This window comes from Thermaerobacter subterraneus DSM 13965 (genome assembly GCF_000183545.2).
In the GTDB taxonomy this organism is placed as follows: Bacteria; Bacillota; Sulfobacillia; order Thermaerobacterales; family Thermaerobacteraceae; genus Thermaerobacter; species Thermaerobacter subterraneus.
In genome coordinates this window covers 1,072,404-1,098,817 of the sequence record NZ_JH976535.1, presented here as the reverse complement: position 1 = coordinate 1,098,817, position 26,414 = coordinate 1,072,404, and the positions used below count along the sequence as shown (strand labels likewise).

Genomic DNA, 26,414 nt, shown 5'->3' with positions numbered 1-26,414 from the left:
CCGCTCACCGGTGACGGACACCCCGGCCGAACCCCCGGCCGGAGCCGGGGCCGGTACCGGCGCCCGTCCGGGACAGATACCGGCGGGCGCCGGGCCGGTTCCTCCGGTGAAGCTGGCGGAAGGTCGAAGGATGCCGCCGCAACCACAAGGCCAGTTCAACCAGGCTTTGCAGGCTGTGGGCCGGCGCCAGGACATCGATGTGGGGAAGGGCCACCTGCATGCCCCGGGCCAGCGGTTCGTAGCGAGGATCTCCCGCCAGGGGGTTCATCCAGACCACAGCCCGCACCCGGCGGCGGCACCAGCGCAAGGCCCGGTCCAGCAGGTCCAGGTTGCCCCGGTCGAGCCCGTCGCTGATGACCAGCAGCACGGTGTCGGCGTCGAGCAAATATGCGTACCGCTGCGCCAGGACCCAGAGTCCCTCGCCGAGCCGGGTTCCGCCGGACCAGTCCACGGTCACCACAGCGGCCCGGGCCATGGCGATCTCCGGCCGCGGGGTGCGCAGGACAGACGTCAGCCGGGTCAGCCGCGTTCCGAGGGCGAAGGTTTCAACCCGCCCGCCCTGCTGCTGCAGGCCGTGAAGGAAGTGCAGGAAGAGCTGGCTGTAGACGTCCATCGACCCGGACACGTCCAGGACGGCGACGAGGCGCAGCTGGCCGGGACGCCGGCGCCGGCGGGGCCAGCGGAACAGGTCGCCCGCCTTGCGGGCCGCCTCCCTGAGGGCACGGCGGCCATCGATGGGGCCCTTCCGTGCCCGGACGAACCGGCGAGACGGGCGCGTGGCCAGCCAGCGCCCCAGCTCGCGGGCCGCGGCCATGACCAGGCGGCGGCTGGCGTCGTCCAGCAAATGGACGTCGCGGCGAGTGAGGACCGCCAAGGGGCTGTAGCCGCCGGGGCTTCCTCCTGCCCGTGCCCGCCAGGCGAGGCTGCTGGCTGGCGCATCCTCGGACCCAGGGTTGCCTCCCTGCCCACCCGGTCCCTCGCCACCCGGTCCTTGGCCGCTCGGCCCCTGGCCGCCCGGCGCCTCGCCTCCTGCCCCCGCAGCCGTGGAATCGTGCCCGCCCGCACCCCCCTGGCCCGGGCCCTTGCTGGGGTCATGACCTGCGGTGTGCGGGTCATCCGGATTCGGGCTGCCTGCGCCTTGAGCTCCCGAACCCCAGCCGCCGCCGGGGGTATCGGGGCCGGGACCGGTGGCGTCACCGCGGGCACCCGGGGCACCGTCCGGCCCCCCCAGGGACACGGTGCCCGCCGGCGAGAGCAGGACCATGATGAGGTAATCCGCCAGCTCGGCCGGATCGACCACGAGGTTCGTGCCGTAGGATTCGTGTCGATCGCCGGGCTGGCCGGGAAGGGCGGTGATGTCCGGCACTCCGGGGTCCACCCCGGCCAGGCTGGGGTCATGCACGGGGAAACCTGCCGGCCCGTACGGGGAACCCAGGCCGGGGATGGAGCCGGGGCCGGCGGCGGCCATTGCCTCGCTGGGCGAGGCTGCGGTGGCGGCGGGTGCACCTGCGGAGGATGCGGCAGCGGCATCTGCGCTGGCGGCATCGACGCTGGCGGCAGCAGCGCCGGCCGAGGCCGCGTTGGCGTTGGCGGCGCCGGCCAAGTCCGCAACTGACGGCGGAGCTCCGGTCGGCGGCTCACCATCACCCGCCCCCCAGGGACCACCAGCGGGATCGCCCGGATACCCTGAAGGGCCTGAATCCGCCACCGGGCCTGCCTGGCCCGGGCGCCGGCGGGCCAGCCATTCGGGAACCCGCCGGTTCACCGGTTCACCCCAGAAGAAGGCATCCAGCGCCCGCTCCAAGACAGCCAGGTGCTCGGGCCGGCGGGCCAGGATCACCCGCAAGGCCGCTCGCACTTCCGCCGGATCCTCAAGGTCCACGTGCTCGAGCGCAGCGAGGACGTTGACCGCGTCGGCCGGACTTGTGGGAACTCCCGCGGCCCGCAAGCGACGCACCAGGTGGATCACGTGGTCCCGCAAGGTCTTGGCCGGCGCCTCCAAGGGATCATCCCCCCCGCGATGTTTTCGGCGATGTTTTCGGCGCTCTTTTCGGTGCTGGTCCGTAGGATCGGCTTTTCATGCAGCTGTTTCCGGTTGTTCGCGCAGCCGCGCCCGTAGGCGTCTCTGTAACCGTTGCCGCAGTCAGTGTCCACCTACCCTAATGTTTTCTGTCGACCTCCGAATTCCCCCAAACCCCCGGAGGTCGACAGCAGGACCCACGTTTTTCCACCCCTTGGCCAGCAAGGCTTTGTCGCCTATTTGCATACATGAGGACCCAGTTGACCATTTTCTGGATCGACAGCACTGCCGTCGGTGAAGCCAAGAAGGACAAGGCTTCGGCGGGGCGAATGACGGGTTTGTAGGGTACCTATGAGGGATCGAAACTCACTTCCTTCGTAGCAACCGCCGCAGCTACTTCCGGTTTGTAGGGTACCTATGAGGGATCGAAACGCAAGAGAGGAGGATAGAGCTAACTGCCATGTCGCGTTTGTAGGGTACCTATGAGGGATCGAAACGACACTTCGCACTCAATGCCGAGGGAGACCGTCGACGTTTGTAGGGTACCTATGAGGGATCGAAACGGCGAGATGGCGAGCCGCGACGAGTTTGCGCGGGCTCGTTTGTAGGGTACCTATGAGGGATCGAAACGTGCGTCCACCTCGTACCGCACCCCCAGGCGCGCGCAGGTTTGTAGGGTATCTATGAGGGATCGAAACAATTCCCTATCGCACTCAATCGCAATCGCATTCTTGGTTTGTAGGGTACCTATGAGGGATCGAAACTCCGGCACCCGCTGGCAGCCGGGCGTGGTGGAGTGGGGTTTGTAGGGTACCTATGAGGGATCGAAACAAGTCGGGGCGGAAAAGACGATCACGAAGAGCAACAGTTTGTAGGGTACCTATGAGGGATCGAAACGGCATTCCGCCACGAATCCGGTGCCATGGCACTCAGGAGTTTGTAGGGTACCTATGAGGGATCGAAACTCAGAAGATTCAGCGCATTGACCAGCTTATGCAAGTGTTTGTAGGGTACCTATGAGGGATCGAAACATGTCCACGAGCCGAAATCCGTTGGTGTTCGAGGCCGTTTGTAGGGTACCTATGAGGGATCGAAACTGGGACCGAATTCACCGGCCGCTTTTTGCCCACGTGTTTATAGGGTACCTATGAGGGATCGAAACTACACCACGAGCCCGTTACCGTCGATGTAGACCCAGGTTTGTAGGGTACCTATGAGGGATCGAAACCACGGGTGACTCAGATGGCTTCACTGAGTGAGCAGGTTTGTAGGGTACCTATGAGGGATCGAAACGCAGGACCGGAATCGGCACCAACACCAGGACGCAGGAGTTTGTAGGGTACCTATGAGGGATCGAAACTTCCGGCGGCTCCGGATCCGGGCCGCCGAGCGCGGCGTTTGTAGGGTACCTATGAGGGATCGAAACAAGAACCTCCGAACGCGGCTCGTGTCCCGCACCTGCGGTTTGTAGGGTACCTATGAGGGATCGAAACCGGTGTGTCCCCCATGTCGCGTGGTAGGCTGTCACAGTTTGTAGGGTACCTATGAGCCTGTTTCACTGACCCTGACGAGATCAGAACTGGGGGAACGTACCGGGTCGATTCGGCCATGTCCCGTGGGCTGACGGTCAGGACGGGGTAGGCCGGCGGCCCGGTCGTTACCCTTCTACGCCAACCCCCCCGCCATCCAACCCAAGGGCGAGGATGAGGACGCCTCCGTGACCCTTCGCCAGAGCTTCAGCAAGTTATGGGTCAGGCAGAGCAGCTTCCACTCGCTGTCACACGCCGCCAGACCCCGACGGAGGAACCGGTCGGCGCCTCGCACGGTCTTGATCTGCCCGAACACCGGCTCCACGGTCTGGCTGCGCTTGGCGTAGATCGCCTGCCCTCGCCGGGTCCGCAGCTTGCGTTCCATCCGCTCCCGCAGGCTCAGCCCCTTGGGGATCCGGCCCCGCGGAGGGGGTGCATCCTTCCAGGCTTGGCGCTGCTTCCACTCTTTACTCGTCGCCAGGAACAGTTCCGGCCCATCCGCCGGCTGCGCGTGCTAATCGAAAACTTGACCACCGTGCTAACTTAATTGTTGACCACCCCGGCATCGGAGTTGACCCGGTTTCGTGGACGGGTTGAGGCTTATGCCACAATCCCTTCCTGGGGCTGAACCTTTCGCTCCTGCTTCCAACGCTCCTCGTATTCGTCGGGCGAGAGGTAGCCAAGTGCCGAGTGACGGCGCCGCCGGTTATAGAACCCTTCGACGTACTCGAAGATCGCCATGCGCAGCTGATCCCGGCTCGCCCAGGTTTGCCGGTCGAGGAGTTCTGTCTGCAGCGTCGCGTAGAAACTCTCCGCCACGGCGTTGTCCAGTGCATCGCCCACCGAACCCATCGATCCGGCGATGCCGAGGGCCTCCAAGCGACGGGTGAACGCCAGCGAGGTGTACTGTGCTCCGTGGTCGGAGTGGTGGATCAGGCCGGGCCCCGGCCGGCGACGCCGCACCGCCATGGTGACGGCGTCGACCACCAGTTCCGCCACGGGCCGGTCGCCCATGGCCCAGCCCACCACGGCGCGGGAGAAGCCGTCCACCACTGTGGCGAGGTATAACCATCCCTCTTCGGTGCGGTGCTGCGTGAGGTCCGCCACCCACACCCGGTTGGGGGCATCGGGCACAAATTGGCGATGCAGCCGATCGGGGTCGACCGGGCGCCGGGGATCCCGGCGTGTGATCCCCCGGGCTCGGCGCCGGTGCACGCCAGCCAGCCCCATGGCCCGCATCAGCCGGGCGATGCGCTTCCGCCCGCAACGGACGCCATGAACCATCCGCAGTTCGGCGTGAACGCGCGGAGCCCCGTAGGTGCCCCGGCTGGCGGCATGAATGGCTCGGATCTGCTGACTCAAATCCGCGTCCTCCTGGGACCGTCTGGAGGCACCACGTTGCCGCCATGCGTAGTAGCCGCTGGTCGAGACGCCCAGGACACGGCACAGCGTGGCGACCGGGTGGTGGGCCTTCTCCTGCTCGATGAACCGAAACACCGTCACCGGTTCCGTCGGCTCTCCTGGGCAAAAAAGGCCGCGGCTCCCTCGAAAATGCGGCGTGGGCTTAGGCGGCGGACATGGGCTTCTCAAGTGTGACCTTGTAACCCAGCGCCTCAAGACGTGCCACGGTCCGCCGGACGGTGGCCTGCTCGTTGAGCCGTTCGAAATGCGCCGCCCCAAGATCGTTATAGCGTGTGCCGTGCTTGATCATGTGGTAGATGATCACCAAGATGCTATGGGCGACGGCCACTTTGGCACGGTTCTTGCCCCGCCGCGCAGCGAGGCGGCGGAATTGGGCCGCCAAGTAGGTGTCGCGTGTCCGCGCCGCAGCCTGAGCCGCGCGGACCAGGGCCGCCCGTAGATAGGCGTTCCCTTGCCCCGTGTTCCCACTCCGGCGCTTTCCGGCACTCTGGTTGTTGCCCGGACAGATCTTGGCCCACGAGGCCAGGTGACGATGCGTCGGGAAGCGGCTCATGTCGACGCCGATCTCCGCCAGGATCTCCTCGCTTGTGCGCCGGGCCAGGCCATCCAGCTCGTCCATCCGCTCCAGGATGGCTTCATAAGGGCGCATGCGCTCAGCGATCTCGCGATCCAAAGCGGCAATCTGCTCATCCAGGAACTCGACGTTGGCCAGCTGTGCAGCCAGCAACCGCCGTTGGTGCGGGCCGATCAAACCCGTCAGCGCTTGGACCAAGCTCTCCCGCTTGCTCCGCAAACGACCCCGGGCCAAATCCGCCAGCTTCTCCGGATCCGTCTCTCCGGCAATGATGGCCTTTAACATCTGCCGGCCGGAGACACCCAGGACCACGCTGGTCACATCCCCGAGTTTGATGTTGGCACCTTCCAGCACCTTTTGGATCCGGTTCGCTTCCCGGGCTTGCTCCTGGATCAAGCTCCGGCGGTAGCGCACCAGTTCCCGCAGCTCCCGCTGGTTGCGATCCGGGATGAAGCTGCCCCGCAGCAGCCCATGCCGGAGCAACTCCGCGATCCACGCGGCATCCTTGACATCCGTCTTGCGACCCGGTACCTGCTTGATGTGTTGCGCATTGACCACCAGGACCTCGATCCCGGAGCCCTCGAGCAGGTTGTAGACCGGCTTCCAGTACACCCCCGTGCTCTCCATGGCCACGTGCGTCACGCCGTGGTGTTGCAGCCAAGCGACCAACTCCAACAACGGCGCCGTCATCGTGCCGAAGGTCCGCGTCTCACGGACCTCCGGGGTGATCACACAACCGGTCACCGTCTGCTTATGCACGTCCAGCCCCGCGCACCGCTCGTGCACCACGTCCACCGCCACCGCCCCCCGTCCCAGGGAACTCACCGGCGTGGCGATCGCCTCGGTCAAGATTCTCCCTCGCGTGCTCCCCCGTGCGGAGGGCAACAGTTCGTGGTGCCGCGCGATCGCCAGGATCAGACTTTTTTGCGGGCTTGCCGGCACCAAGCAAGCTCGATCTCATGCAACCGGTGGCACATACAACTTTGGCTGGACGCCATTTTCGTCCTTCGTGGTGCCGCCGTAGGCGGCATGGAGGACTTTTTTTAGGATTTCACGCTCCTCCCGCAGGATCCGGTTCTCCCGCCGCAGCCGGTTCAGCTCCTCCCGCTCGGCTGTGGTCAACCCGGGGCGCTGCCCCGCATCGATCTCGGCTTGGCGGACCCACTTCCGCAAGCTGGCTTCCGAAACGCCGAGATCGGCAGCAACCTGCTGGAGCTTCTTCCCGCTTTCCCGGACGAGGCGGACGGCTTCGGCCCGGAACTGGGGAGGATACGGCGGCTTGGTAGCCGGCATGGGGATCACCCTTTCCGGGGCTTACGCCCCAAGTATCGGGGTGTCCACTAAACCGGGGCAAGTCCAGGTGTGTGACGATCGGCGCCATGCGAGAGCGGGCGCCGGCATAGGGTTTCAATCCTCACCCGGCCTTTCGGCCGGGTGTGACGGCGAGCAGGCGAGCTTGGCGCTGCCAGCGGGCGATGTTTCAATCCTCACCCGGCCTTTCGGCCGGGTGTGACCACGCCTTGATGCGCCGGTTCGGCTTGAGCAACCGGTTTCAATCCTCACCCGGCCTTTCGGCCGGGTGTGACCGGGAGGGTCGTGTGATGGGGCGCGTCGTGCTCCTGTTTCAATCCTCACCCGGCCTTTCGGCCGGGTGTGACACCATCCCCGAGTCCGGGGAGCGGGAGGGCTACGGGGTTTCAATCCTCACCCGGCCTTTCGGCCGGGTGTGACCGCAAGGTGGCCGGAGGTACGCCGGTGCCAACGCGTTTCAATCCTCACCCGGCCTTTCGGCCGGGTGTGACATCCGGCACGGGGATCTCCCCGCGCTCGTACCGTGTTTCAATCCTCACCCGGCCTTTCGGCCGGGTGTGACGTATGTCGCCTTTGTTTACGACGGAAACGGTGGCTTGCGTTTCAATCCTCACCCGGCCTTTCGGCCGGGTGTGACGGTGCAGGTGATTCAGCAGGGCGTTGTACGCCTCGCCGTTTCAATCCTCACCCGGCCTTTCGGCCGGGTGTGACGGTTCAGGGGCGTCCAATCGATGCTGAGGGGCTTGTTTCAATCCTCACCCGGCCTTTCGGCCGGGTGTGACGGTTCAGGGGCGTCCAATCGATGCTGAGGGGCTTGTTTCAATCCTCACCCGGCCTTTCGGCCGGGTGTGACTGCAGAGCGGGCCCGTGTGGGTTGAGCGGGATCAGTTTCAATCCTCACCCGGCCTTTCGGCCGGGTGTGACCACAAACCGCGTCGTCGACGCCAGCAGTGCGATGTTGTTTCAATCCTCACCCGGCCTTTCGGCCGGGTGTGACACGGCGACTATGCCGAGGAGAAGATGCTGGCCCCGTTTCAATCCTCACCCGGCCTTTCGGCCGGGTGTGACACGGCGACTATGCCGAGGAGAAGATGCTGGCCCCGTTTCAATCCTCACCCGGCCTTTCGGCCGGGTGTGACTCAACTACGCCCCCGACGGCAAGCTGGCGAGCGTGTCGTTTCAATCCTCACCCGGCCTTTCGGCCGGGTGTGACCCGCCGCTCTTGCGGCCAGCCTCCGGCGCCAGGCGGTTTCAATCCTCACCCGGCCTTTCGGCCGGGTGTGACGACGAAGAGACCCCGGCGGCCGTCGAGCGGGTCTGGTTTCAATCCTCACCCGGCCTTTCGGCCGGGTGTGACGCCCCTGGTCGACCGCCGCCTGAAGGGCCGCGTGAAGTTTCAATCCTCACCCGGCCTTTCGGCCGGGTGTGACCCTCGCCTCAAGCACGGCCCTTGCCAGGTACCGTGCGTTTCAATCCTCACCCGGCCTTTCGGCCGGGTGTGACCAGCACCCTCGCAATCACGTCATGCAGCCAGGCGTTGTTTCAATCCTCACCCGGCCTTTCGGCCGGGTGTGACTGTGGCGGTTCGCCGAATCCAGCAGCTCGTAGCGGTTTCAATCCTCACCCGGCCTTTCGGCCGGGTGTGACCTGCCCGCGTAGAGCCGTTCGCCCCACGGCGCGGGGGGTTTCAATCCTCACCCGGCCTTTCGGCCGGGTGTGACCTAGCCAACGGCGTGGAACTGTAGGGGGTGTCGCCGTGTTTCAATCCTCACCCGGCCTTTCGGCCGGGTGTGACACGCCAAGCTCGGTCCAGGAACCAACTCCACCGAGGGTTTCAATCCTCACCCGGCCTTTCGGCCGGGTGTGACGGCAGCCTTACGCGCGAAGTCGCTTGTGCGCAGGGGTTTCAATCCTCACCCGGCCTTTCGGCCGGGTGTGACGCTCCGGCGCCGTCCATTGCTGGTCCTCGATCTGGTTTCAATCCTCACCCGGCCTTTCGGCCGGGTGTGACCTGCGAGCGCTGCAGGCGTTCGCCACGGCCGCCGGCGTTTCAATCCTCACCCGGCCTTTCGGCCGGGTGTGACCGAGCGCATCGAGGCGTGCTGCAGCCTGTTCGCCTCGTTTCAATCCTCACCCGGCCTTTCGGCCGGGTGTGACGCCGCTCGCGCTCCGCTCGCGGGCCACGGGGTCCACGTTTCAATCCTCACCCGGCCTTTCGGCCGGGTGTGACGGCCGATGAGCTGCGCCGGAGGTTGGGCCTCAAATGTTTCAATCCTCACCCGGCCTTTCGGCCGGGTGTGACCTTTGTGGCCTTGCCGAGCTCGTCCTGGCCCCGGGGTTTCAATCCTCACCCGGCCTTTCGGCCGGGTGTGACCGATGCTCAGCGTAGAACTGGCGGAGCCAGGTGAGTTTCAATCCTCACCCGGCCTTTCGGCCGGGTGTGATGGCGCGGGGTAAAAACGCCCATCGTGCTTGAACTTCTCGACCCAATTGCGCGAACCCCGTCTGGAATCTCTATATCGGAAGCGCCCGTCCTCACCCATCACGTCCCAAACCCTTGTTTCACAAGGCTTTTCGCGCCCCGCGAACCTCCCAGGTTTTCCGTGATCACTAGGGGTTCGCGCACCCCATCATGGCCACGCTGACCGATTCTGATGCCCCGGAGATCCCCACATGGTTATACAATGAGCGGATCCTCGAAATCGATGTAGCGGTCGATTCCATGAACCCTTACAAGGCGGTTCCGACCCCCCGGTAGAATGTAAATGCGCAGGCTGTCCTTCTTCCCGTCGATGATCTTCACCAGCCTTGCCTCGAGTTCTTCCAACTGGGCCTGTGTTACGCGACATTCAAAGAGGGATTTCTGCACCCTTTGCCCAAAGCCGGTACAAACGCGGGCCACACGTCGCAACCGCCGTTGTCCCTCTTTCGTTTCCGTGTTCACGTCATATGGGACCAGTATGTCCACGGCATCCTTCACCTCTCGGGTTCTTACCGAATGCTGTACGGAACGTACTTCGGGGTGTCGCCGCGCAGGAACCGCGCCAGCAAGCGTGCCTGGACATAGGGGACGAGCCCGATGGGTATGCGCTGTTCTAGAAGTGGATGGGTGACTTCCTCCTGTTTGCGCCGCTGATACGCATCCAAGAATACTCGCCTGGCGTCATCCTTGAGGACGACAGCACCACCCGGCCGAACGTCGAAGTCCCCCGGCTGAACCTGGCGACGGTTGATCAGAGAAACAACCAGGCGGTCGGCGAGCACACTTCGGAACTCTTCCGCAAGATCAAGTGCGAGCGACGGACGACCCGGCCGGAGGGCATGCAGATAGCCAACCTGGGGATCCAATCCCGCACCCTCGCAGGCCGCGACGCAGTCGCTGACGAGCAACGCGTAGGCAAAGGAGAGCAACGCATTGATCGGATCCCGGGGTGGACGCCGGGTGCGCCCCGTCCAGACGAACTCGCCGCGAATCAGGTGTCCGAGTGCGGTGAAGTAGAGATTCGCGCCACGCCCCTCGATACCGCGCACCCCGTCCAGTGACGATGCCTGTTGGACTTCGTTAACAAGGACTTGCAGATTGTCCGCCGCCTCCTCGATCGCTGGTACAGAGCCCGGAAGGTCACGCAGCCCCCGAAGCAGGACCTGACGTGAATTCCTGAGTTTTCCTGAAACGATATACCGAGCAAGATGCAAGGTACGAGCACGATCACTCAACACCTCGTGCTGCGCGCGGCGCAATAGCACGTTGCCCGACGTTGGGCCGTGAAGGCGACCGACGAAGCGTCCCGATGCCGAAAACCACACGATAAACCGGCCATCTTCCGCAAATCTTTGAATGAGATAAGGACTCACCAAGACATTGCCAAACACCACCACGCCCCCAAGATGGTGCAAGGGCACCTGCAGCCTGACCTCTTCTTCGACCTCTACCCGGACCGTATCCTGATAAAGGTGGATGTAGGCACCTTGGGTTTGGACGTAGAGCGTGTTGAGGATCACGTGGGTCACGTGGACTCGCTCCCAGAATCCCCGGCGATACAGCGACGTATAGCAAATGGAAGGCACGTATCCAAGAGTGAGCAGTGGCAGCAGCGGCGGTCTGCCACCGGTGCCGGCAGTTGCTGCTGCTGCAACAGTCGGCGAACCTCCTGAGTCACCCGCTCGACCTCCTCCCGCAGGGAAGGGGTGAACGCAATTTCCCTTCGTCTCCTGCCGCCATGGTAGTAGAGGGCGCCACGGGGTACGGGTCGTCCAAACATCGCCTCCAAGCAGATGGCTTGAGCGCAAAGTTGCACCTCGTCGGCCCGGCGAGCCAATCGGGGACCCGATTTGTATTCAACCGGAAACGGCGTACCGTCGGGGAGAAACTCGACCACGTCAGCCTGCCCGATCAGGCCAAGCCTCTCCGACCAGATCGGCAAGGCCCGCTCCACCCGCACTCCCTCGCGAACCATCGTCCCGGGTGTATCGGCACGCTCGTGCACACGCCGACCACGCAGTGTGAAGACATTCTCCCCCCAGGCGCGCTCGACGTGGATCAGGGCACACTGCCGGGGGCAGTACACGTAGTGCTGTAGGGCGCTGATAGGCACTGGCTCGTCATCCGAGACGGTTCCTGAATGCACCCGCTTCTCCCCTCTCACTGGGCGGAAGAGGCTGGGGGCGCCACTCCGGTGATCCGAGGTTGCGCCCCCAGCCTGGGAATGCCTACGGCTCCACCAACACGCTCAGGGTGACCCCCGGGGGCAGATCGTCGCGGTGGATGACCACCGCATAATCGTGGTACCCTCGGGGCACCGACACCCCGTCACGCCGCCTGACCGTCACAAGGTCAAATAGCTTGTGTGCCGGAGCATTTCCCTTGGGGTTGTCATGGGTGAAGACGATCAGGCCGCGGACATGCATCTCCCCACGGGCCGCCGAGCGGTCGAACTCGAACAGGTTCTGCAGCGCGTCCCACAACGTCTCGAGGTCCTGGGTGGTGACCCCCGTTTCCTTGGCGAGGTACGGGTTAAAGTAGCCGTGCGCGCGGTAGAGGCCATACGGCACCACCGGCTTTCTGCCCATCTCAGCATTGCCCTTCTTGCCCATGCGCACGGTGTTTGTGCGGGCCTGCCGTGTGATCGTGAGGTCCAGGGGTTGAATAGGATCCACAGTACGGGCGAAGGTAAATTGTACTGGTCCCCGAACCTGCCCGGCGTTGAGTCCCGTCGAGAGGACTGCACCGAATATGCGGATGTCGTAATACTTGCGGCATAGTTCCTTGCGCGCGTCCTCCTGCTTTTCTCTGGCACTGACCTGGCCAGCACCCTTGTTGAGCACGTCACCTAGCCGGCGGGCGATCCTGGTCAGTTTTTGGCGGAGCTGCTGGTGCTCTTCCGGCAGGCCGTCGGTCAGTTCCCGCTGGATGTCCCGCCGGTTCCTTGACTCCCCCGAGTAAAGGAGGCGTTTTCCGTCCACAGAGAAGCCCACATCTCCTTTCTCTTGGAGCCACTCCACTAGGTCCTGATCATCCAGTTCTTCAGGGTCGAGGTCTATCCCAGGCGGGACGTAACCCACGCTCTCGAACGCTTCCCGAATAAGGGTGTTGAGAGTTGTGCGGCTCTGGATGAAGATAGGAATGTTCAGGACCCCGGACACGTAATCCCGCACCTTGCGCTTGAGAGCGACATCGGTCACCAGCCCATACATGGTTTCAGGGTCGATCCGGGGCATGTTGCCCGCATCGGGGTCACCATTGGGGTTGCCATCCCTGACGTCGAACAGAAGTACAAACTCGTGCCGCCTCGCAGGGTCCGTGTATACCATCACCACTCCCTGCCTCCTTCATCCTTGATTTTGCGGCGCTGGTCCCGAAATGCGGCGCGCTGGTGGTAGAACCCCAGACCGAACTCCGCCTGTTCGACTAGGCTCAGCGTCCGGGGGAAACCCCCCGCCTTGTCGAGGCTGGCCGCCACCTCTTCCACAAGCCGGTTTAACTCCTGATCGGTCTTCGGCAGATGGGCGGTGGTCGCCAGCCTAAGTAATCCACCGAATGTTGCCGCCGGGGCCGTCGAGGCCGCCCCGTAGAACCGGCCCACCAGCGTACGGTTCAAGTTGAAATTGGCAGCCCGGAGCTGAGCCTCCTCAAGGATGGCCAGGAGCCGCCCGCACAAGTAGGCCGGGCTGTTCAAGGTGGTATCAAGTGCGCTCATCCGTTCTACGCCCTCCTTTCCATACCACAGGCTGAGTTTAAGGACGCTCGCCACCGCGTGCAGGCGTGTGGTCTCCCGCAGGTCCTGCAGGACGCGAGGATTGCGCAGGACCGCAACGCCTCGAACCAACAGGCCCGCGGGAGGCCGGGTGCCGGTGAAAGCGGTGCGCAGCAGACCGCGTACCATTTGCGGGTTCTGCGTCCCCAACCCGTCGATCAGGCTGCCGATGGCCAGGGGCCATGGTGGATCACCGAAGGGTGAGACAATGCGAACAGCCTCCAGATAGCGGCGCAGGTGTTCCTTGAACTCCTCCAGCGAAACCTGGATCCATTCGCGGAGAGCGACGCGCGCCACGTTAGGCGACACAACAGCGAGGTAAAACGCATAGTCATCGAGCCGGAGCGCAGCGTCTGAGGGCTTCCACGGCACTCTGAGCAATTCCAGTAGCTGGGATGGCATCGGCTCCGGCGCCGACTCCGAGGCGTGGGTCTCCATCAGTATGGAACCCCAGTCGACCTCTGTCAGATCAGCTACATCCACTACCCGGTCGCCTACCTGCACCGGCACCGGTGCTGGCGCCTTCAACCAGAAAACGGCTATCTGGTTGCCCAAACCTTCGCGTTTCTGGCCGTCACGTACCAGCTCCCGGTGATGCTGGTCCGAAGTGCTGAGATGGTTGAAAGCGCGCGCGGCGGTATCGCCACATCGGAGGCACACGCTCAAGTGCGACCGCTTGGATGTACCGCCACCGCCGTAGAACGAAGTAAAGGCGTCCCTGTTGAGCGAGTGCAGGGGTATCGGCCTTAGCCCGGGCAGCTTGACTCCCAGAGGGATCCGCTTCACTAGAGGCCGTACGTCACCGCAGACCGCGCACTGACCGGATAGGCGGAACTTTTTGCTCGCCCCTCCCACATCGGTGCGCCGCTCGAGCTCCACGAGCCAAAAGGCTTTGGCGTCGGGATGTTCAAACAGGTGACGCCCTCTTAACGGACCCTCCTCGGGTACGAACGAAACCCAGTCCTTTGCTAGGATCTGTGGGTAACGCGGATCCTGGTGAACGAGGCCATCATCCAACGCCCGGCATAGCCATTCCAAAACTTCCCGCAACGCCGGGTCCTGCAGGCCGTCCCAGGCGCGGAACGCGTCCACCAACTTGCGGAAGGCGGCATGTTTTTCCCGGGCGCGCTTGTCGTCACCGCCGTCCTTCTCTTTACTCACAGCCAACGCATACGCCGCCTCGTCTGTCAGCAAGTACGCCCGGATTCCTCTCGTACGGCCCGCGTCGTACGGCCGTGGTACGTATATTTCGGCCGCTTCCAGATACACGCGGTCCGGCCAGAGATGGACAATCCATTTGATCGGCTGGGTGTAGTCTCCATGAAACCCCGGCGGCAGGAGGACGCCATCTTCCTCCAGATGCCGCCCCAACACAACAAGCTCCTCAAACACGCTGACCCTCCTCCAACCGGTAGAGTTCGAGATACCTCTCACGAGGGATGGCAAGCCACCCGTGCTTCACCTCCGCCTCGAAAAACAGCGCCATAGCGTACCCCTTGACCGGTTCCGCCCTGCCGGGCCGCTTGAATTCAAGCTCGGCACGGTTCGGGTCTTCGACAAAGGCGATATCGAACAGCATCGTCCCGATGGTCAGGTTGAACGGCGCCGGTGCTTCGCCATTGACGGGGGCAAAGTGCGCCGCGAACTCGCGGGTTCCTAGGTAAGGCGTGTGGTGGTACTGTCCCCGTTCGACCCGCCTTTGGAACTGCTCCACGTACTTGATCACCGGATCTGAAGCATGGGGTCGCAACTTCATCTCCGCCTCGATGATGTAATCCACGTCCTTCAGCAGCAACGTGGAACGTTGCTGGCGATGATCTTCAACATAATAGGGCTTGCGTCCCTGACGTTCCCCGAGCTCGTTGCGCAAGATCACCATTTGTTTGCCAGGTTTCACCACGCCGATGCGCCGAATCTCGTACCTGAATTCCGGCTTCCAAAAGATCGCCTCGAGCAGACCCCGCGCGGCACTAGGGGTCATGACGGGGTAACTCACGCGCTCGACCTTGAACTCGGGCCGCGTGAAGCAGGCGTACTCGCCCCACACGCGTACCCTTACCGTGCTGCTGGTGAAACCCAACCGGCATCCCCTCCTACACGATCAGGTCCGCAGGATCGGCGTAGCCCTCCACCATGCCGAGACGTTCATCGTAGGCGCCCTTCCAGAGGTACAGGCTATCGGCGACCCTCTCGAGCCACTCGCCCCTGGTCGCCACCTCATACGCAAACAGGTTAACGATATATGGTTGCAGACGACGCCAAGCGACGTAACCGGGCCGCGCCAAGAACTCCTCGAGCTGCGCTGCGGCATCCATGTAAGGGACGACGACGGGCACGGTATCGCTCTCGATCAAACGGTAGCGCTGCGCGACCTCCGGGTAGTTCAGCGCTTGGCGATACTCCTGGATCCGCTTCTTGTCGAGGTCGACATCCGCGAACAGGCGCCGGAAGTACTCGCGATATAGATCGGGATCGTGTAGATGGCTTACAGGGTGATGGCGGAGCAGCAACCGGGCTTTCTCGAGGCCTACTTTGTAAGGTCCCGAAGGAGTCCTGCCTCCTGCGGGCTCGAACACGATCACCCGGCCCGGTCCCGAAGGCAGGCGGCCCTCGCGATTACACCGCCCCGCGGCCTGCACGATCCGGTCGAGCGGTCCGACGGCTCGATACACTACGGGGAAATCGAGATCCACACCCGCCTCCACGACCTGCGTGCTGACCAGCCTGACGGGCTCGCCTTGCCGGAGCCGCCGCTTGACCTCTTCAAGAACCCTCTTCCGATGCGCCCCGCAAAGCAGAGTCGACAGGTGAAACACGTCCGGGACGTCTTCCAATGCGGACAGCAGGGCGAAGGCGTCCCGTCGGCTGTTGAGCACCACCAGAACCTGATGCAGCTGCTCGACCTCACCGGCGAGTGTATCCCACGTTATGGCGTCAGGACGCCACTCGTACTCCACCCGCTTCAGCAACGCAAAATGCTTTGGGAAGTCGGGGACGATCTCAATAGCCCGGGCCAGGTGCGGGTGCTCGGAACCGCAGACTGCCTCCAGCGCGGGTTGGGTGGCGGTGCTCAGCACCACCGTCGAACCGAAGCCCCCCTCCTCGACCGGCGTCGCCAGCCATCCCAGCACATCGAGGGTGGGGCGCAAAAGCTCGGGGGGCAACGCCTGCACCTCGTCAAGGACGATGACTGCTCCGCTTAAGCGGTGAATCTTGCGTACCTTGGACGGTCTGTTGGAAAAAAGACTCTCCAGCATCTGGACGGTAGTGGTGACGACGATGGGCGCGTCCCAGTTCTCTGTCGCCAACCGGTGCCGCACGACCGATTCATCTTGTCGTTCGTCCTCCTCCGGCACCTGCAAGGCCGAGTGGTGCTCGAGTACCGCTTCGTCGCCTAGAATCTCGCGGTACACCCGGGCCGTCTGATCGATGATGCTCGTATACGGGATGGCCACGACCACTCGACGCAGGTCGTGAATCAGCGCGTGCCGGAGGGCAAACGCAAGACCACTGCGCGTCTTGCCACCACCCGTAGGCACCGTCAGGCGATATACGCCCGGCGGACCAGATGCCGCCCGCACACAGGCCTCGTACACCTCCCGGCGGATCCGATTCACCACCGTCGAATCGTCAAGGATCTTACGCTGTGCGGCCTCGAGCCGGTGCCACAGGGTCTCGAGCGAGGGTCCGCGACCGCGCAGGCTGGCCTGCTCGGGTTCGAAGTGCCTCTCGGTGTCCAGGTAGTCCGCGTCCACCAGAGCCGAGAAAACCATCCGGATGGCGAACTCCCGTTGCGTGGAGGTCGTGAAGGCCGGCACGCGGGGCACTGGCAACCGCAGGCCAGCCGCGGCGAGGCGCTTCTGAGCCTCTACCACCTCTGGTCCGCGCTCCTGCCAGAAAGCATCGAGCTTGGTAGCCGCGACGCCCGCGTCCTCCAGACCGGCGTGATGACCAAGAATGGGAAGAGCGAGTTCCTTCCAAACGTCGGTGCCGCCGCGGATACGGGCTAGACCATAAAGCAGAGCGGCTCCCCATACAGCATGGGGCACCGAAGAAGTGGCCCTCCCCTCGTGCGTAGCTCGCAAGTAGTGCTGGAACTCGGGGTTGAACTTGCCCAGGTCATGCAACAGTCCTAAGAGGTACGCGATATCCCCCATTCCGAACGCGTCGGCAAACGCACGAGCCATCTTGGAAACAGAACGCAGGTGTTCCACAAGTTGATGCCATTGACCCGTCGCACCAGGAGAATGGGCGTAAAACGCCAGGCTTTCCTCCATGAAATGTCACCCTCAGCCGGCATCCGGTGCTCGGTTCAGCGAATTACTTCGGCCTTGATGAGGCGTGGCTGGCTTGTTCAATCAACAACCTGTTCCGCCTCCCCGGCCGCCGCTGCCTCGACGGTGGCTTCGCCGTTGGCGGCGGGCCGGCCGCCAGGGACGATCGTGGTGGCGGGGCCCCCGTCCCGGTGGGGCAAGGGCCACCCGCGCGGGGGCAGTACGTCGCAGAGCCCAAATCCCTGAGCGTTCTTCGAACCAAAACCGGCCTCCAGCCCCAGGGCGATCAAAGCGGGATCGCCGGTGGCCTCGAAGATGCCTGTAAAACCTTTGATGATTCCGTGGCGGAACCGGGCCACATGGCCGCGGGCGGCGCCCCGCCAGCGGATCTGAATGCCCGGCCCCTCGTAGGTGCGCCCGGTGAAGGCCTCCCACTTGCGCACCACATTCTCGGCCACCAGCCGCTCGAACTCCCCGCTGCGTGGCTCGAAGAAGTACGTAAAGCGGCTGCCGTCGGGCCGGTTCACGGTGCTGTACACGGTGATGGGCGTCCGCGCCCGCAGGGTGACGGGCGGGGTGATGGAAGGCAGCTCTTCAAAGCGAACCGACTTGATTTCCACCAGCTGGCTGCCAAGCCGGAGCGTACCCAGCTGCAGGGCCCGGGAGGCCAGGGCATGGACCACCGGGGCGTAGGGCGAGCTCACCGTAAGGCGGACGCTCCCCGCAAACCGGATCATCTTGTTGCCGGTCGAACCGTTGGAGCCGGTGCCGCTGCGAAGGCCGGTACCGTTGCTGGGGCCGGTGCCGATACCGTGATCGGGGCCGCCGGCCTTGTGCGGGCCCATGGTGCCGCCGGTGCCAACAGGGATGGTAACGCCGTTGGAGCCGGTGCCGGACCTGCCGGCGTTTCCGGACGAACCGAGGATGCCAGCGGCGTCGCTGGTGCCGGCGGTGCCGCCCGCTTCTCCCTTGCCAAGCGGGCCGTTGCCATCCGGGCTGCCGCCCGCGCCCAGCCCGCTCCGGCTCCCGCGCCCAACGGGCCCTCCGGGCGACCGCTCGATGGTGTACAGCCCCTCCAGCCGGGAGAAGGTGAACATCTTGTACCGGCGAGCGCCGCGGGTGAACCCCTGGTCATGGAGGAACTCCGCCACATCGGTGCCTTCGAGAAGGTGGTAGACCAGCCCCTGAAGCAGGCTGTTGTACTGCAACGGCAAAACCAGCTGGCCCGAAACCGGTCGCAACTCCATGATGACCCGCATGGATGATGACTCCCCCCTGCTCCCCCCCGCTGGGGACATCGCTCGGCTTCCCCTCACCCGGCGGCCCCACGGGCCCGTGGACTGCCTCAACCCTTGGTGCCGGCCCGGCGGCCCCGTTTGGTCCAACCGGGCTCCGTACGGGCCGGCTGCGCCACCTCCTTTCGGACCCGGCCGTTAGGGTGGTCATCTCTCCACCCTGGGTCCCTCCGTGTGCTTTCATCGCGAGGGCTTTCAGTGCGTGTGCTTTGCGTGTGCTTTCGTACTCAAACGTAAGGGATCCGGGCTGACAAAACGTGTCATCCCCACCCGCGCCCTGGAGGGGACCCGTTTCCGGACCCTCCGCCAGCCCGCCACCATCCCGCCGCTCCGGGCCGCCCTCACCGGTAGAGGCGCGCCATGGCCTCGACTTCCGCAACCATGGCCTCCCGCAGGGAGGCGGGTTCCAGCACCTCGACCCCAGCCCCAAACTGCAAGAGCCAGCGCATGATTTCTTCCGTTCCGAGCACCCGGAAGGATAGCACCAGCGATCCGTCCTGCTCTTCCCGGGACTCCTGGCTGGGATGCCAGGTCCGGCCCCGGACGTAACGTGCCTGGGGCGGATGGAACCGCACCACCACCTTCTGCCGCTCGGCGCCCCTCTGCAGGCGCCAGGCCTCGCCGAAGTAGACGTCGGGGGAAAAGCGGTCGGGGGTCGGAGGAGGGAAGGTTTCCGCCAGCACCTGGATCTCCCGGATCCGGTCGACGGCAAAGGTCCGCACGTCCTGGCGCCAGCGGCAGAACCCCGCCACGTACCAGGCACCGTCGTAGTACCGCAGGTGGTACGGTTCGACCAGGCGCGTGGTCTCCTGGTCCCGGGAGGCGGTGTAATACCGCAGCCGGACCACCCGGCACGCCTCGATGGCGGCCCGCAGGGCTCCCAGCCGCTCGCCCACGGCCTCCGGGTCGCCGCGGGCCGGCTCGAAGAAGAAGGACACCCGGTGGGCCAGGGACGCCAGGTCGACCGTCACCTGGTCCGGCAGCAATTCGGGCAGCCGTTGCAAAAGCGCCCGGAAGGCGTCTTCCAGCCCGTGGGCCCGTACCGCCTCCAGGGCCTGCAGGCTCAAAACCAGTGCCAGAGCCTCACCGGCGCCCAGCCGGGCCAGCCCCGCGCCCACCGGCGGCTGCCAACCCGGATCCGCCAGGTAATAGCCGTTGCGGCGCCGGTCGAACTCCAGTGGAGCGTGCCAGTCGTCGCGAAGCACGTCCAGGTCGCGGTGGATGGTCCGGGAGGTCACCTCCAGTTTCTCCGCCAGGGTACGGGCATTGGGATAGCGTTTCGCCCGCAGCTCGTCGACGATGCGCACCAGCCGGTGGAGCTGGGCACGGTTCATCGGCATCGGGTTCCCCCACCCCCAGGAACTCCCCCGAAAAACGCTGAAAACTCCCCTGTGGGATATGACGCTTCAGGAAAGAATTCCAAGGGATGGGTCAACTTCCTGCCGAATGTTGGCGCGAATTGTCGTGCATTGTCCAAATCAGCGAATGTGAACAAAAGCGCCGGGTAAGCCGCCCGAGGCGGCCCACCCGGCGCAGCCACGCTCGCCACCCGCCGCAGGCGGCCGGCAATCCAACGAGGCGGGCGCCACCAGTTGCCGGTACCGGTCGCCAGCTCTGACAGCCTCAACCCCCCAACCCCTTGCGGCCTGCTCGCACTCCGGACGAACCCGGTTCGCTCCAGTTGCTCCCGGTCACGCCGCTCCCCGGCCGGACCTTGCGGCCCTCTCGCGCTCCGGACGAACCCCGCCCGCGACCTGGACACACAAGGCCCGGGACCGGGACGAACCCGGCCCCGGGGCCGGCGTCAGCGGGGTGCAAACATCAGGCGGTACAGGGCCCGGGCGTAGATCCGGACGCAGCGCACCAGGTCATCGATGCTCCAGTACTCGTCGGGCTCGTGGGCCAGTTCCCGCTGTCCGGGGAAAAGGGGGCCGAAAGCCACGCCGTTCCTGAGCACCCGGGCGTAGGTCCCGCCGCCGATGGCCAGGGGCCGGGCCGCGGGATCCTCCGCCTCCTCCCGGTAGACGGCCAGGAGCTGGCGCACGATCTCGCTGTCCTCGGGCACGTGGTGGGGCGGCATGTCCTCCCGGGATTCGAACCGCCAGCCGGTTCCCGCCAGGGCGGCCACGACGCGCCGGGCCAATTCCTGGGCCAAAGCCGTGACCGGGTAGCGCACGTTGCAGTCGGCGTAGAGGATGGCAGCCGCCGTCCCGGCCCGCACGGCACCCCGGGAGGCCTGGGGCGCCGCCTCCCCCGGCGGATCACCGGGCAGGCTCGCCGCCCCTGGCGCCGGATCGTCCCCCACCAGCCGGATCAGGCCCAGGTTGACGGTGAGCGGCCCCGACACCGGGTCCGCCACGGCGATCCCAAAGCCCGAGCCGTCGGTCCGCACCCCCGCCCCGGCCAGGAACGCCAGGTCGGACGAGCGCGGCAGGGCGGGCCCCAGCGCCCGCACCAGGGCGTTCAGCAGACCGGCTACGGCGTTGATGCCCTTCTCCGGGTGCATCGCATGGGCCGCGGCGCCGCGGGCCTCGACCACCAGCCGTTCCCCCTCCACCCGGGCCGTGATGCGGGCCCGCCCCGGGCCGCCGCCGTCCTGGAGGCGGCGGGCCAGTTCGTCCAGGGAGGGGGCCCCGGGACCCTCGACGACCAGTTCCGCTGTGGCATGTTCGGGTACCACGTTGACCCGGGTACCGCCCTCCAGGCGGAGCAGGCGGGCGCGCCAGCCGGCGCCCGCGGCCTGGGCCTCACCGGGCAGCTCCAGGCTGAGGCGGAAGGTCCAGATCCCCTTCTCCGCGTTGACCAGCGGGAACATGGCGTCGGGGCTGAAGCCCAGGGCGGGCTGGGGCTCGCGGGCGAAGTAGTACTTGACGCACTCGAAACCCGACTCTTCGTTGCCACCCACCACCAGGCGGGCGCGGCGGGCGGGCCGGCGGCCTCTGGCCAGGGCCAGATCGGCCACGGCCTTCAGCGCATAGAGAGCCGCCACCGTGGGGCCCTTGTCGTCGACGGCGCCACGGGCGTAGATGCGGCCGTCGTGGATCTCCGCCCCGTACGGCGGGTAGGTCCAGCCCGTGCCTTCGGGCACCACGTCCACGTGGCCGAGGACGGCGATCCACTCCTCCCCCTCGCCGATCTCGGCATCGACGGCATAGCCGTCGATGTTCCGGGTTCGGAAGCCCATGGCCTCGGCATGCCGGCGGATCCACTCCAGCGCTTCGGCCACCCCGGGCCCGAAGGGCTGGCCGGGGGCCGGTTCGTCCTGCACGCTGCGGATGCGGCAGAGGGCCTGGACGGCTTCGATCATGGCCTGGCGGTGCTCGCCCAGCCAGCGGTCGAGCTCGGCAACGAAATGGGCCTCGCCGGCAGCATCCTCGCCGGCCTGAGGCCCATGCCCGGCACCGCCTGCGTTGTCGCGCACCTCACCCTCGCCTGCCACGGCTGGCACTCCTTCCTGAATGGCAATGGCCCGGCACGGCACCGGTCGGGGGCGGATCAAGCCTGGGCGTGCCAGAGGACCCGGCCCAGGAAATCCCGGGCCCGCGGGTGGCCGGGATCGCGGAAGAACTGCTCCGGCGGCACGTCCAGCAGCACGCGCCCGTCGTCCATGAACACGATGCGGTGGGCCACCTCCCGGGCAAAGCCCATCTCGTGGGTGACCACCACCATGGTATACCCCTGCCGGGCCACGTCGAGCATCACGTTCAGCACCTCGCCCGTCAGCTCGGGATCAAGGGCGGAGGTGGGCTCGTCGAAGAGGATGACCTTGGGCCGCATGGCCAGGGCCCGGGCGATGGCCACCCGCTGCTGCTGGCCGCCCGACAGCTTGGATGGCCGGTGGTCCATGCGGTCCGCCAAGCCCACCCGGGCCAGCATCTCGCGGGCGATCCGCTCCGCCTCCTGGCGCGGCATCCGCCGGACCGTCACCAGCCCCTCCATCACGTTCTCCAGGGCCGTCATGTGGGGGAACAGGTTGAACTGCTGGAAGACCATGCCGATCTCCTGGCGCTTGCGGTTGATCTCGGCCGGGGAGTCTTCCACCCAGCGGTTGCCCTGGCGGCGCCGCCCGATAGGCTCGCCGTCGACCAGGATCTCCCCTTCCTGCACCGGCTCCAGGTAGTTGATGGTGCGCAGGAGGGTGGACTTGCCGCTGCCGCTGGGACCGGCGACGACCACCACCTCGCCGCGGCCGATGGTCAGGTTGATGTCCTTGAGCACGTGCAGGTCGCCGAACCACTTGTTGACGCCACGGAATTCGATCATGGGCGCCTCACTCATACTCCTTCAACTTCCTTTCCAGCCACGACCCCAGGGTGGTGAAAAGCGTCGTCATCACCAGGTAGTAGAACGCGGCATAACCGAAGAACCATACCGACTTCAGCGTGGCAGAGGCAAACTGCCGCGAGTTGAGCATGATCTCCTGCAGCCCAATGACGGACACCAGGGACGAGTCCTTGAGCAGGATGACGAACTCGTTCACCATGGGCGGGATCATACGGCGGTACGCCTGCGGCAGGATGACCCGGCGCATGGCCTGGCCATAACTCATCCCCAGGGACCGGGCGGCTTCCATCTGGCCCCTCGGGATGGACTCGATGCCCGCCCGGATAATCTCCGCCAGGTAGGCTCCCGAGTTGATGGACAGCGCGGCCACTCCCGCGGGGAAGGCTTCCAGAACGATCCCGTAGTCCGACAAGCCAAAGTAGATGAGGTAGATCTGGACCAGCAGGGGCGTCCCGCGAATGATCCACGTGTAGGCGGAGCCGATGGTCCGCAACACCCCGAAGCGAGAGAGTTTCATGAGGGCCACCAGCAAGCCGATGGCCAAGCCGAGGACGATCGAGACCACCGTCAGCTTCAACGTCAACCAGGCACCGGCCAGGTAAATCGGTGTCACCCGGTGCAACGCACCCCACAAGCCCAGATCCACCAGGCCTTCTTGCGGCATCTTCCGTCGCCGTCCTCCCATCCCCCGGGGTCGAGAGCCCGCCCGGCCCCGCACGCGGCTCCGGAAACCGCACGCCGGCGCTGCGGTTGCCGCGCGCCGGCGTGGCTCGTGCTCCGGACTCTCATCTCACCCGGCGTCGTGTGCTGATCGTGGTGGCGCAGGCGGGCCGGCCCACCTGCGGCCCGCCGGGCGGCCGCTCACTGCCCACCGAACCACTTGGCGTAGATCTGGTCGTAGGTCCCGTCCTGCTTCAACTCGTCCAGGGCCTTCTGGATCGCCTGCACCAGGTCCTCGTTGCCCTTTGCCACGGCGATCCCCACCGGCGCCCGCTCAAACGGTTCGCCCACGAACTCGTACTTGTCACCCTCGATGTTGGCGTAGTAACGGGCCACCGGCTCGTCCAGGATGGTGGCGTCAGCCCGCCCCACGTGGACCTCCTTCAAGGCGTCGGGGAAGGTCTGGAAGGTCTTCACCGTCGCGCCCTCGATCCCCCGGGCAATCTCTTCGTTGGTGGTGCCGATCTGGACGGCGATGACCTTGCCCTTCAGGTCATCCAGCGAGTGGATGCCCTTGGGGTTCCCCTTCGCCACGACGATCATCTGGCCCATCTCGAAGTACTGGACGAAGTCGGCGCTCTTCTGCCGCTCCTCGGTGATGTTCATGGAGCTCATCACCACGTCGTAGCGGCCGGACTCCAGACCTGCCAGGATGCCGTCCCAGTCCACCACCACCGCCCGGTGCTCCACGCCCAGCTTCTCGGCGATGGCCTTCCCCAGATCGATGTCGAACCCGATCAGCTCGCTGGGGTTCTCCGGGTCGGGGAACTCCATGGGCGGGTACGCGCCGTCGGTGGCGAAGGTCATGTACCCGCGCTCCTTGATCTCATCCAGCAGCGACTTCTCGCCACTTTCGCTCCCGGCGCCGGTGCCCGTGCCGCTGCTGGTACCGGAGCTGCTGCCCGAGTCCCCCGCGGCCGGCTGGCCGGATCCACCGCATCCGGCGACGATCACCAGGGCGGCCACCAGGGCCAGGGCGGCCCACAGCCGGGCCATGCGCCCCCTACGACCGAAGATTGCCAACACGTTCTCCCACCCTTCCTGCCGGAAACGCATAAAAATACAAGCAACACGTTTGAAAATAAAGATTCGGGGCCGGCTCGTCAACTCCTTGTGGACAGCGGCGAATTTCTGTCGTTTTTCGTTGCGGGGCCCGTTGGTTTCCAGAGGGAACGGCGCACCCGCGGCGAATCGCTGACGGGTTACGACAGCGATCGACACCGGCCCGGCAGTGCTCTTGGGCCCCGGCGCGGAGGGCGAAGGGTGCCGGCACCGGGCCGGCCAGCGAAAGGAGGCATGTCCTTTGCAGTTCGAGGTCGTCATCGTGGGCGGCGGCATCGCCGGCCTGCAGGCCGCCTGGCACCTGCGCGAGACGGGGATCCGGCGGATCGCCGTCATCGAGCAGGGGGCTGTGGGGGGCGGCGCCACCGCCCACGGGGCGGGGTTCCTCTCCCACTTCACGTGGAACCCGCTGGACGCCCACCTGGTCCGGCGCAGCGCGGAGCTCTACGCGGCCCAGCAGGCGGAACTGGGCGGCTCCTTTTTCCGGGTCACGGGCTCGTACGTGGTGGTGTCGCGGGCCGTGCCGCAGCCGGGGGCCAGCGGCCATGGAAGGGCGGCAGCAGGGATGGCGCGGGCCCGGACCCGGCAGGAGCCACGGGCCGAGGCGCCTGCGCCGCCCCACCGGGCAGGGGAGCCAGCACAGGCGGCAGCCACCGGCGGCCAGGCGAACCAGGGTGGCGAGTTGGACCAGGAGCCCATGGACGAGGCGGGCCGGGAGCACAGGGCCGAACAGGTCGCCCGCCAGCTGGCCGCGCGGGCTGCCATGGTGCGGGAAGCCGGCATCGCCGTCCACGACCTGACCCCCGCCGAAGGTGCGACGGCGGTGCCCGCCTGGAACTGGGCGGACGTGGAGGCGGCCTGGTTCGTCCCCGGAGACGGCACCTTGCTGCCAGGCGAGGTGGCCCGCACCCTGGCCCGGCGGCTGCGCCAGCGGGAGGTGGCCATCCTGGAGGAAACGCCCGCCCTGGAGCTGGGGCTGGGGCACGGTGCCGGCGGCCCGGCGGTGGCCGGGGTCCGCACCCCCCAGGGCCCCGTGGCGGCCGATGCGGTGGTGGTGGCCACGGGCGTCTGGACCCGCCGGCTGCTGCAGACGGCGGGACTGGACGCGCCCATCAAGCCCTATCGCACCCAGCTGTCCTTCTGGGCGCTGCCCGGCGATCTTGACCCCTCCACCGTGCCGCCCCTGCACGACGTCACGGGCGAATATTACTGGCTGCCGCGGGAGGGCTTCCTGGCCGTGGGCGACGGCACCCAGCTGGTGGAACAGGACCCTGCCGCCTTCCGCCGCGAGCCCGACCCCGAGTTCATCGCAGCCTGCCGGGCACGGCTCGAGCACCGGCTGCCGGCGGCCCGGGGCGCCGAGCTGGTTCGCGGCTGGGCTCACCTGTGTGATGCCACCCCGGACCGGCGGCCGCTGCTGGGTCCCTACGGAGGCGTTGAAGGCCTGCACCTGGCGGTGGGCTTCAACGGCTTCGGCGTGATGCGAGCACCGGCGGTGGGGGAGCTGGTCGCCCGGTTCGTCCTGGGGGAAGAACCGGCGCTGGGCGGCCGCCCGCTGGAAGGCACCGAAGCCCTCCGCGCCAGCCGGTTCAGCGGCTATACCGACTTTGAGATGGGGCAGGGCTTCAACACGGCCGGCGAGGGGTAGCGGGTGGCCGCGCGAGAGCGC

General features: G+C 65.9%; 17 protein-coding genes, 2 pseudogenes and 2 CRISPR repeat arrays. Of the genes and pseudogenes, 1 reads left to right on the top strand and 18 read right to left on the bottom strand.

Annotated elements, in window-relative coordinates:
* Window positions 1-4: 4 nt before the first annotated feature.
* The 18 genes and pseudogenes from THESUDRAFT_RS12140 to THESUDRAFT_RS04495 all read right to left on the bottom strand — a co-directional run bounded on the left by THESUDRAFT_RS12140 (window position 5) and on the right by THESUDRAFT_RS04495 (window position 24,709).
* Complete coding sequence (locus tag THESUDRAFT_RS12140) at window positions 5-2,002, bottom strand: vWA domain-containing protein (RefSeq protein WP_006903564.1); 1,998 nt, start codon at window positions 2,000-2,002, stop codon at window positions 5-7.
* A gap of 354 nt (window positions 2,003-2,356) precedes the next feature.
* Window positions 2,357-3,513: direct repeats of the CRISPR family, unit length 30 nt; unit sequence GTTTGTAGGGTACCTATGAGGGATCGAAAC.
* A gap of 172 nt (window positions 3,514-3,685) precedes the next feature.
* Window positions 3,686-4,054, bottom strand: a pseudogene (locus THESUDRAFT_RS04565) (transposase); the annotation flags it as partial.
* 95 nt (window positions 4,055-4,149) lie between these two features.
* On the bottom strand, window positions 4,150-5,046 hold the full coding sequence (locus tag THESUDRAFT_RS04560) for an IS3 family transposase (RefSeq protein ID WP_242823352.1): 897 nt from the start codon (window positions 5,044-5,046) through the stop codon (window positions 4,150-4,152).
* Window positions 5,047-5,113: 67 nt separating this feature from the next.
* Window positions 5,114-6,340 carry an IS110 family RNA-guided transposase gene (locus tag THESUDRAFT_RS04555; protein WP_040826918.1) on the bottom strand — a complete coding sequence of 409 codons (1,227 nt, stop codon included), beginning with the start codon at window positions 6,338-6,340 and terminating at the stop codon, window positions 5,114-5,116.
* 243 nt (window positions 6,341-6,583) lie between these two features.
* A pseudogene (locus THESUDRAFT_RS04550) lies at window positions 6,584-6,838 on the bottom strand (transposase); the annotation flags it as partial.
* Window positions 6,839-6,949: 111 nt separating this feature from the next.
* A CRISPR array of direct repeats spans window positions 6,950-9,301; the repeat unit is 37 nt; unit sequence GTTTCAATCCTCACCCGGCCTTTCGGCCGGGTGTGAC.
* 232 nt (window positions 9,302-9,533) lie between these two features.
* Window positions 9,534-9,824: a CRISPR-associated endonuclease Cas2 gene (gene cas2 / locus THESUDRAFT_RS12765; RefSeq protein ID WP_006903560.1), complete on the bottom strand. Its 291-nt coding sequence runs from the start codon at window positions 9,822-9,824 to the stop codon at window positions 9,534-9,536.
* A 23-nt stretch (window positions 9,825-9,847) separates the two neighbouring features.
* Window positions 9,848-10,867 (bottom strand): type I-C CRISPR-associated endonuclease Cas1c, encoded by a 1,020-nt coding sequence (gene cas1c / locus THESUDRAFT_RS12760; protein WP_006903559.1) that lies wholly within the window; start codon window positions 10,865-10,867, stop codon window positions 9,848-9,850.
* Window positions 10,864-11,451, bottom strand: a complete 588-nt coding sequence (cas4, locus tag THESUDRAFT_RS15260) for a CRISPR-associated protein Cas4 (RefSeq protein ID WP_423219086.1) — start codon at window positions 11,449-11,451, stop codon at window positions 10,864-10,866. Before cas4 ends, cas1c begins: the two co-directional genes overlap by 4 nt.
* A gap of 115 nt (window positions 11,452-11,566) precedes the next feature.
* Window positions 11,567-12,667 (bottom strand): type I-C CRISPR-associated protein Cas7/Csd2, encoded by a 1,101-nt coding sequence (gene cas7c / locus THESUDRAFT_RS04540; protein WP_040826914.1) that lies wholly within the window; start codon window positions 12,665-12,667, stop codon window positions 11,567-11,569.
* A complete protein-coding gene (gene cas8c / locus THESUDRAFT_RS04535) occupies window positions 12,667-14,502 on the bottom strand; it encodes a type I-C CRISPR-associated protein Cas8c/Csd1 (RefSeq protein WP_006903556.1) in 1,836 nt (611 codons plus the stop codon). Before cas8c ends, cas7c begins: the two co-directional genes overlap by 1 nt.
* Window positions 14,495-15,190: a type I-C CRISPR-associated protein Cas5c gene (gene cas5c / locus THESUDRAFT_RS04530; protein WP_006903555.1), complete on the bottom strand. Its 696-nt coding sequence runs from the start codon at window positions 15,188-15,190 to the stop codon at window positions 14,495-14,497. Before cas5c ends, cas8c begins: the two co-directional genes overlap by 8 nt.
* A 13-nt stretch (window positions 15,191-15,203) precedes the next feature.
* Window positions 15,204-17,387 carry a CRISPR-associated helicase/endonuclease Cas3 gene (locus THESUDRAFT_RS04525; RefSeq protein WP_006903554.1) on the bottom strand — a complete coding sequence of 728 codons (2,184 nt, stop codon included), beginning with the start codon at window positions 17,385-17,387 and terminating at the stop codon, window positions 15,204-15,206.
* A 77-nt stretch (window positions 17,388-17,464) separates the two neighbouring features.
* The gene (cas6, locus tag THESUDRAFT_RS04520) at window positions 17,465-18,643 is read right to left on the bottom strand and encodes a CRISPR-associated endoribonuclease Cas6 (protein WP_006903553.1); all 1,179 of its coding nucleotides are present in this window, start codon (window positions 18,641-18,643) and stop codon (window positions 17,465-17,467) included.
* A gap of 377 nt (window positions 18,644-19,020) precedes the next feature.
* Window positions 19,021-20,019, bottom strand: coding sequence for a helix-turn-helix transcriptional regulator (locus THESUDRAFT_RS04515; RefSeq protein ID WP_006903552.1), 999 nt, complete (start codon window positions 20,017-20,019; stop codon window positions 19,021-19,023).
* 464 nt (window positions 20,020-20,483) lie between these two features.
* Entirely contained in the window at window positions 20,484-22,118 is a 1,635-nt protein-coding gene (locus THESUDRAFT_RS04510; RefSeq protein ID WP_006903551.1) for a Sapep family Mn(2+)-dependent dipeptidase, read from the bottom strand.
* A 56-nt stretch (window positions 22,119-22,174) separates the two neighbouring features.
* Window positions 22,175-22,957 (bottom strand): amino acid ABC transporter ATP-binding protein, encoded by a 783-nt coding sequence (locus THESUDRAFT_RS04505; protein WP_278199602.1) that lies wholly within the window; start codon window positions 22,955-22,957, stop codon window positions 22,175-22,177.
* Window positions 22,950-23,627 (bottom strand): amino acid ABC transporter permease, encoded by a 678-nt coding sequence (locus tag THESUDRAFT_RS04500; RefSeq protein WP_006903549.1) that lies wholly within the window; start codon window positions 23,625-23,627, stop codon window positions 22,950-22,952. Before THESUDRAFT_RS04500 ends, THESUDRAFT_RS04505 begins: the two co-directional genes overlap by 8 nt.
* Window positions 23,628-23,824: 197 nt before the next feature.
* Window positions 23,825-24,709, bottom strand: a complete 885-nt coding sequence (locus tag THESUDRAFT_RS04495) for a basic amino acid ABC transporter substrate-binding protein (RefSeq protein ID WP_242823241.1) — start codon at window positions 24,707-24,709, stop codon at window positions 23,825-23,827.
* A gap of 277 nt (window positions 24,710-24,986) precedes the next feature.
* Between THESUDRAFT_RS04495 and THESUDRAFT_RS04490 the strand changes: the two genes are divergently transcribed.
* A complete protein-coding gene (locus THESUDRAFT_RS04490) occupies window positions 24,987-26,393 on the top strand; it encodes an NAD(P)/FAD-dependent oxidoreductase (protein ID WP_006903547.1) in 1,407 nt (468 codons plus the stop codon).
* Window positions 26,394-26,414: the final 21 nt, after the last annotated feature.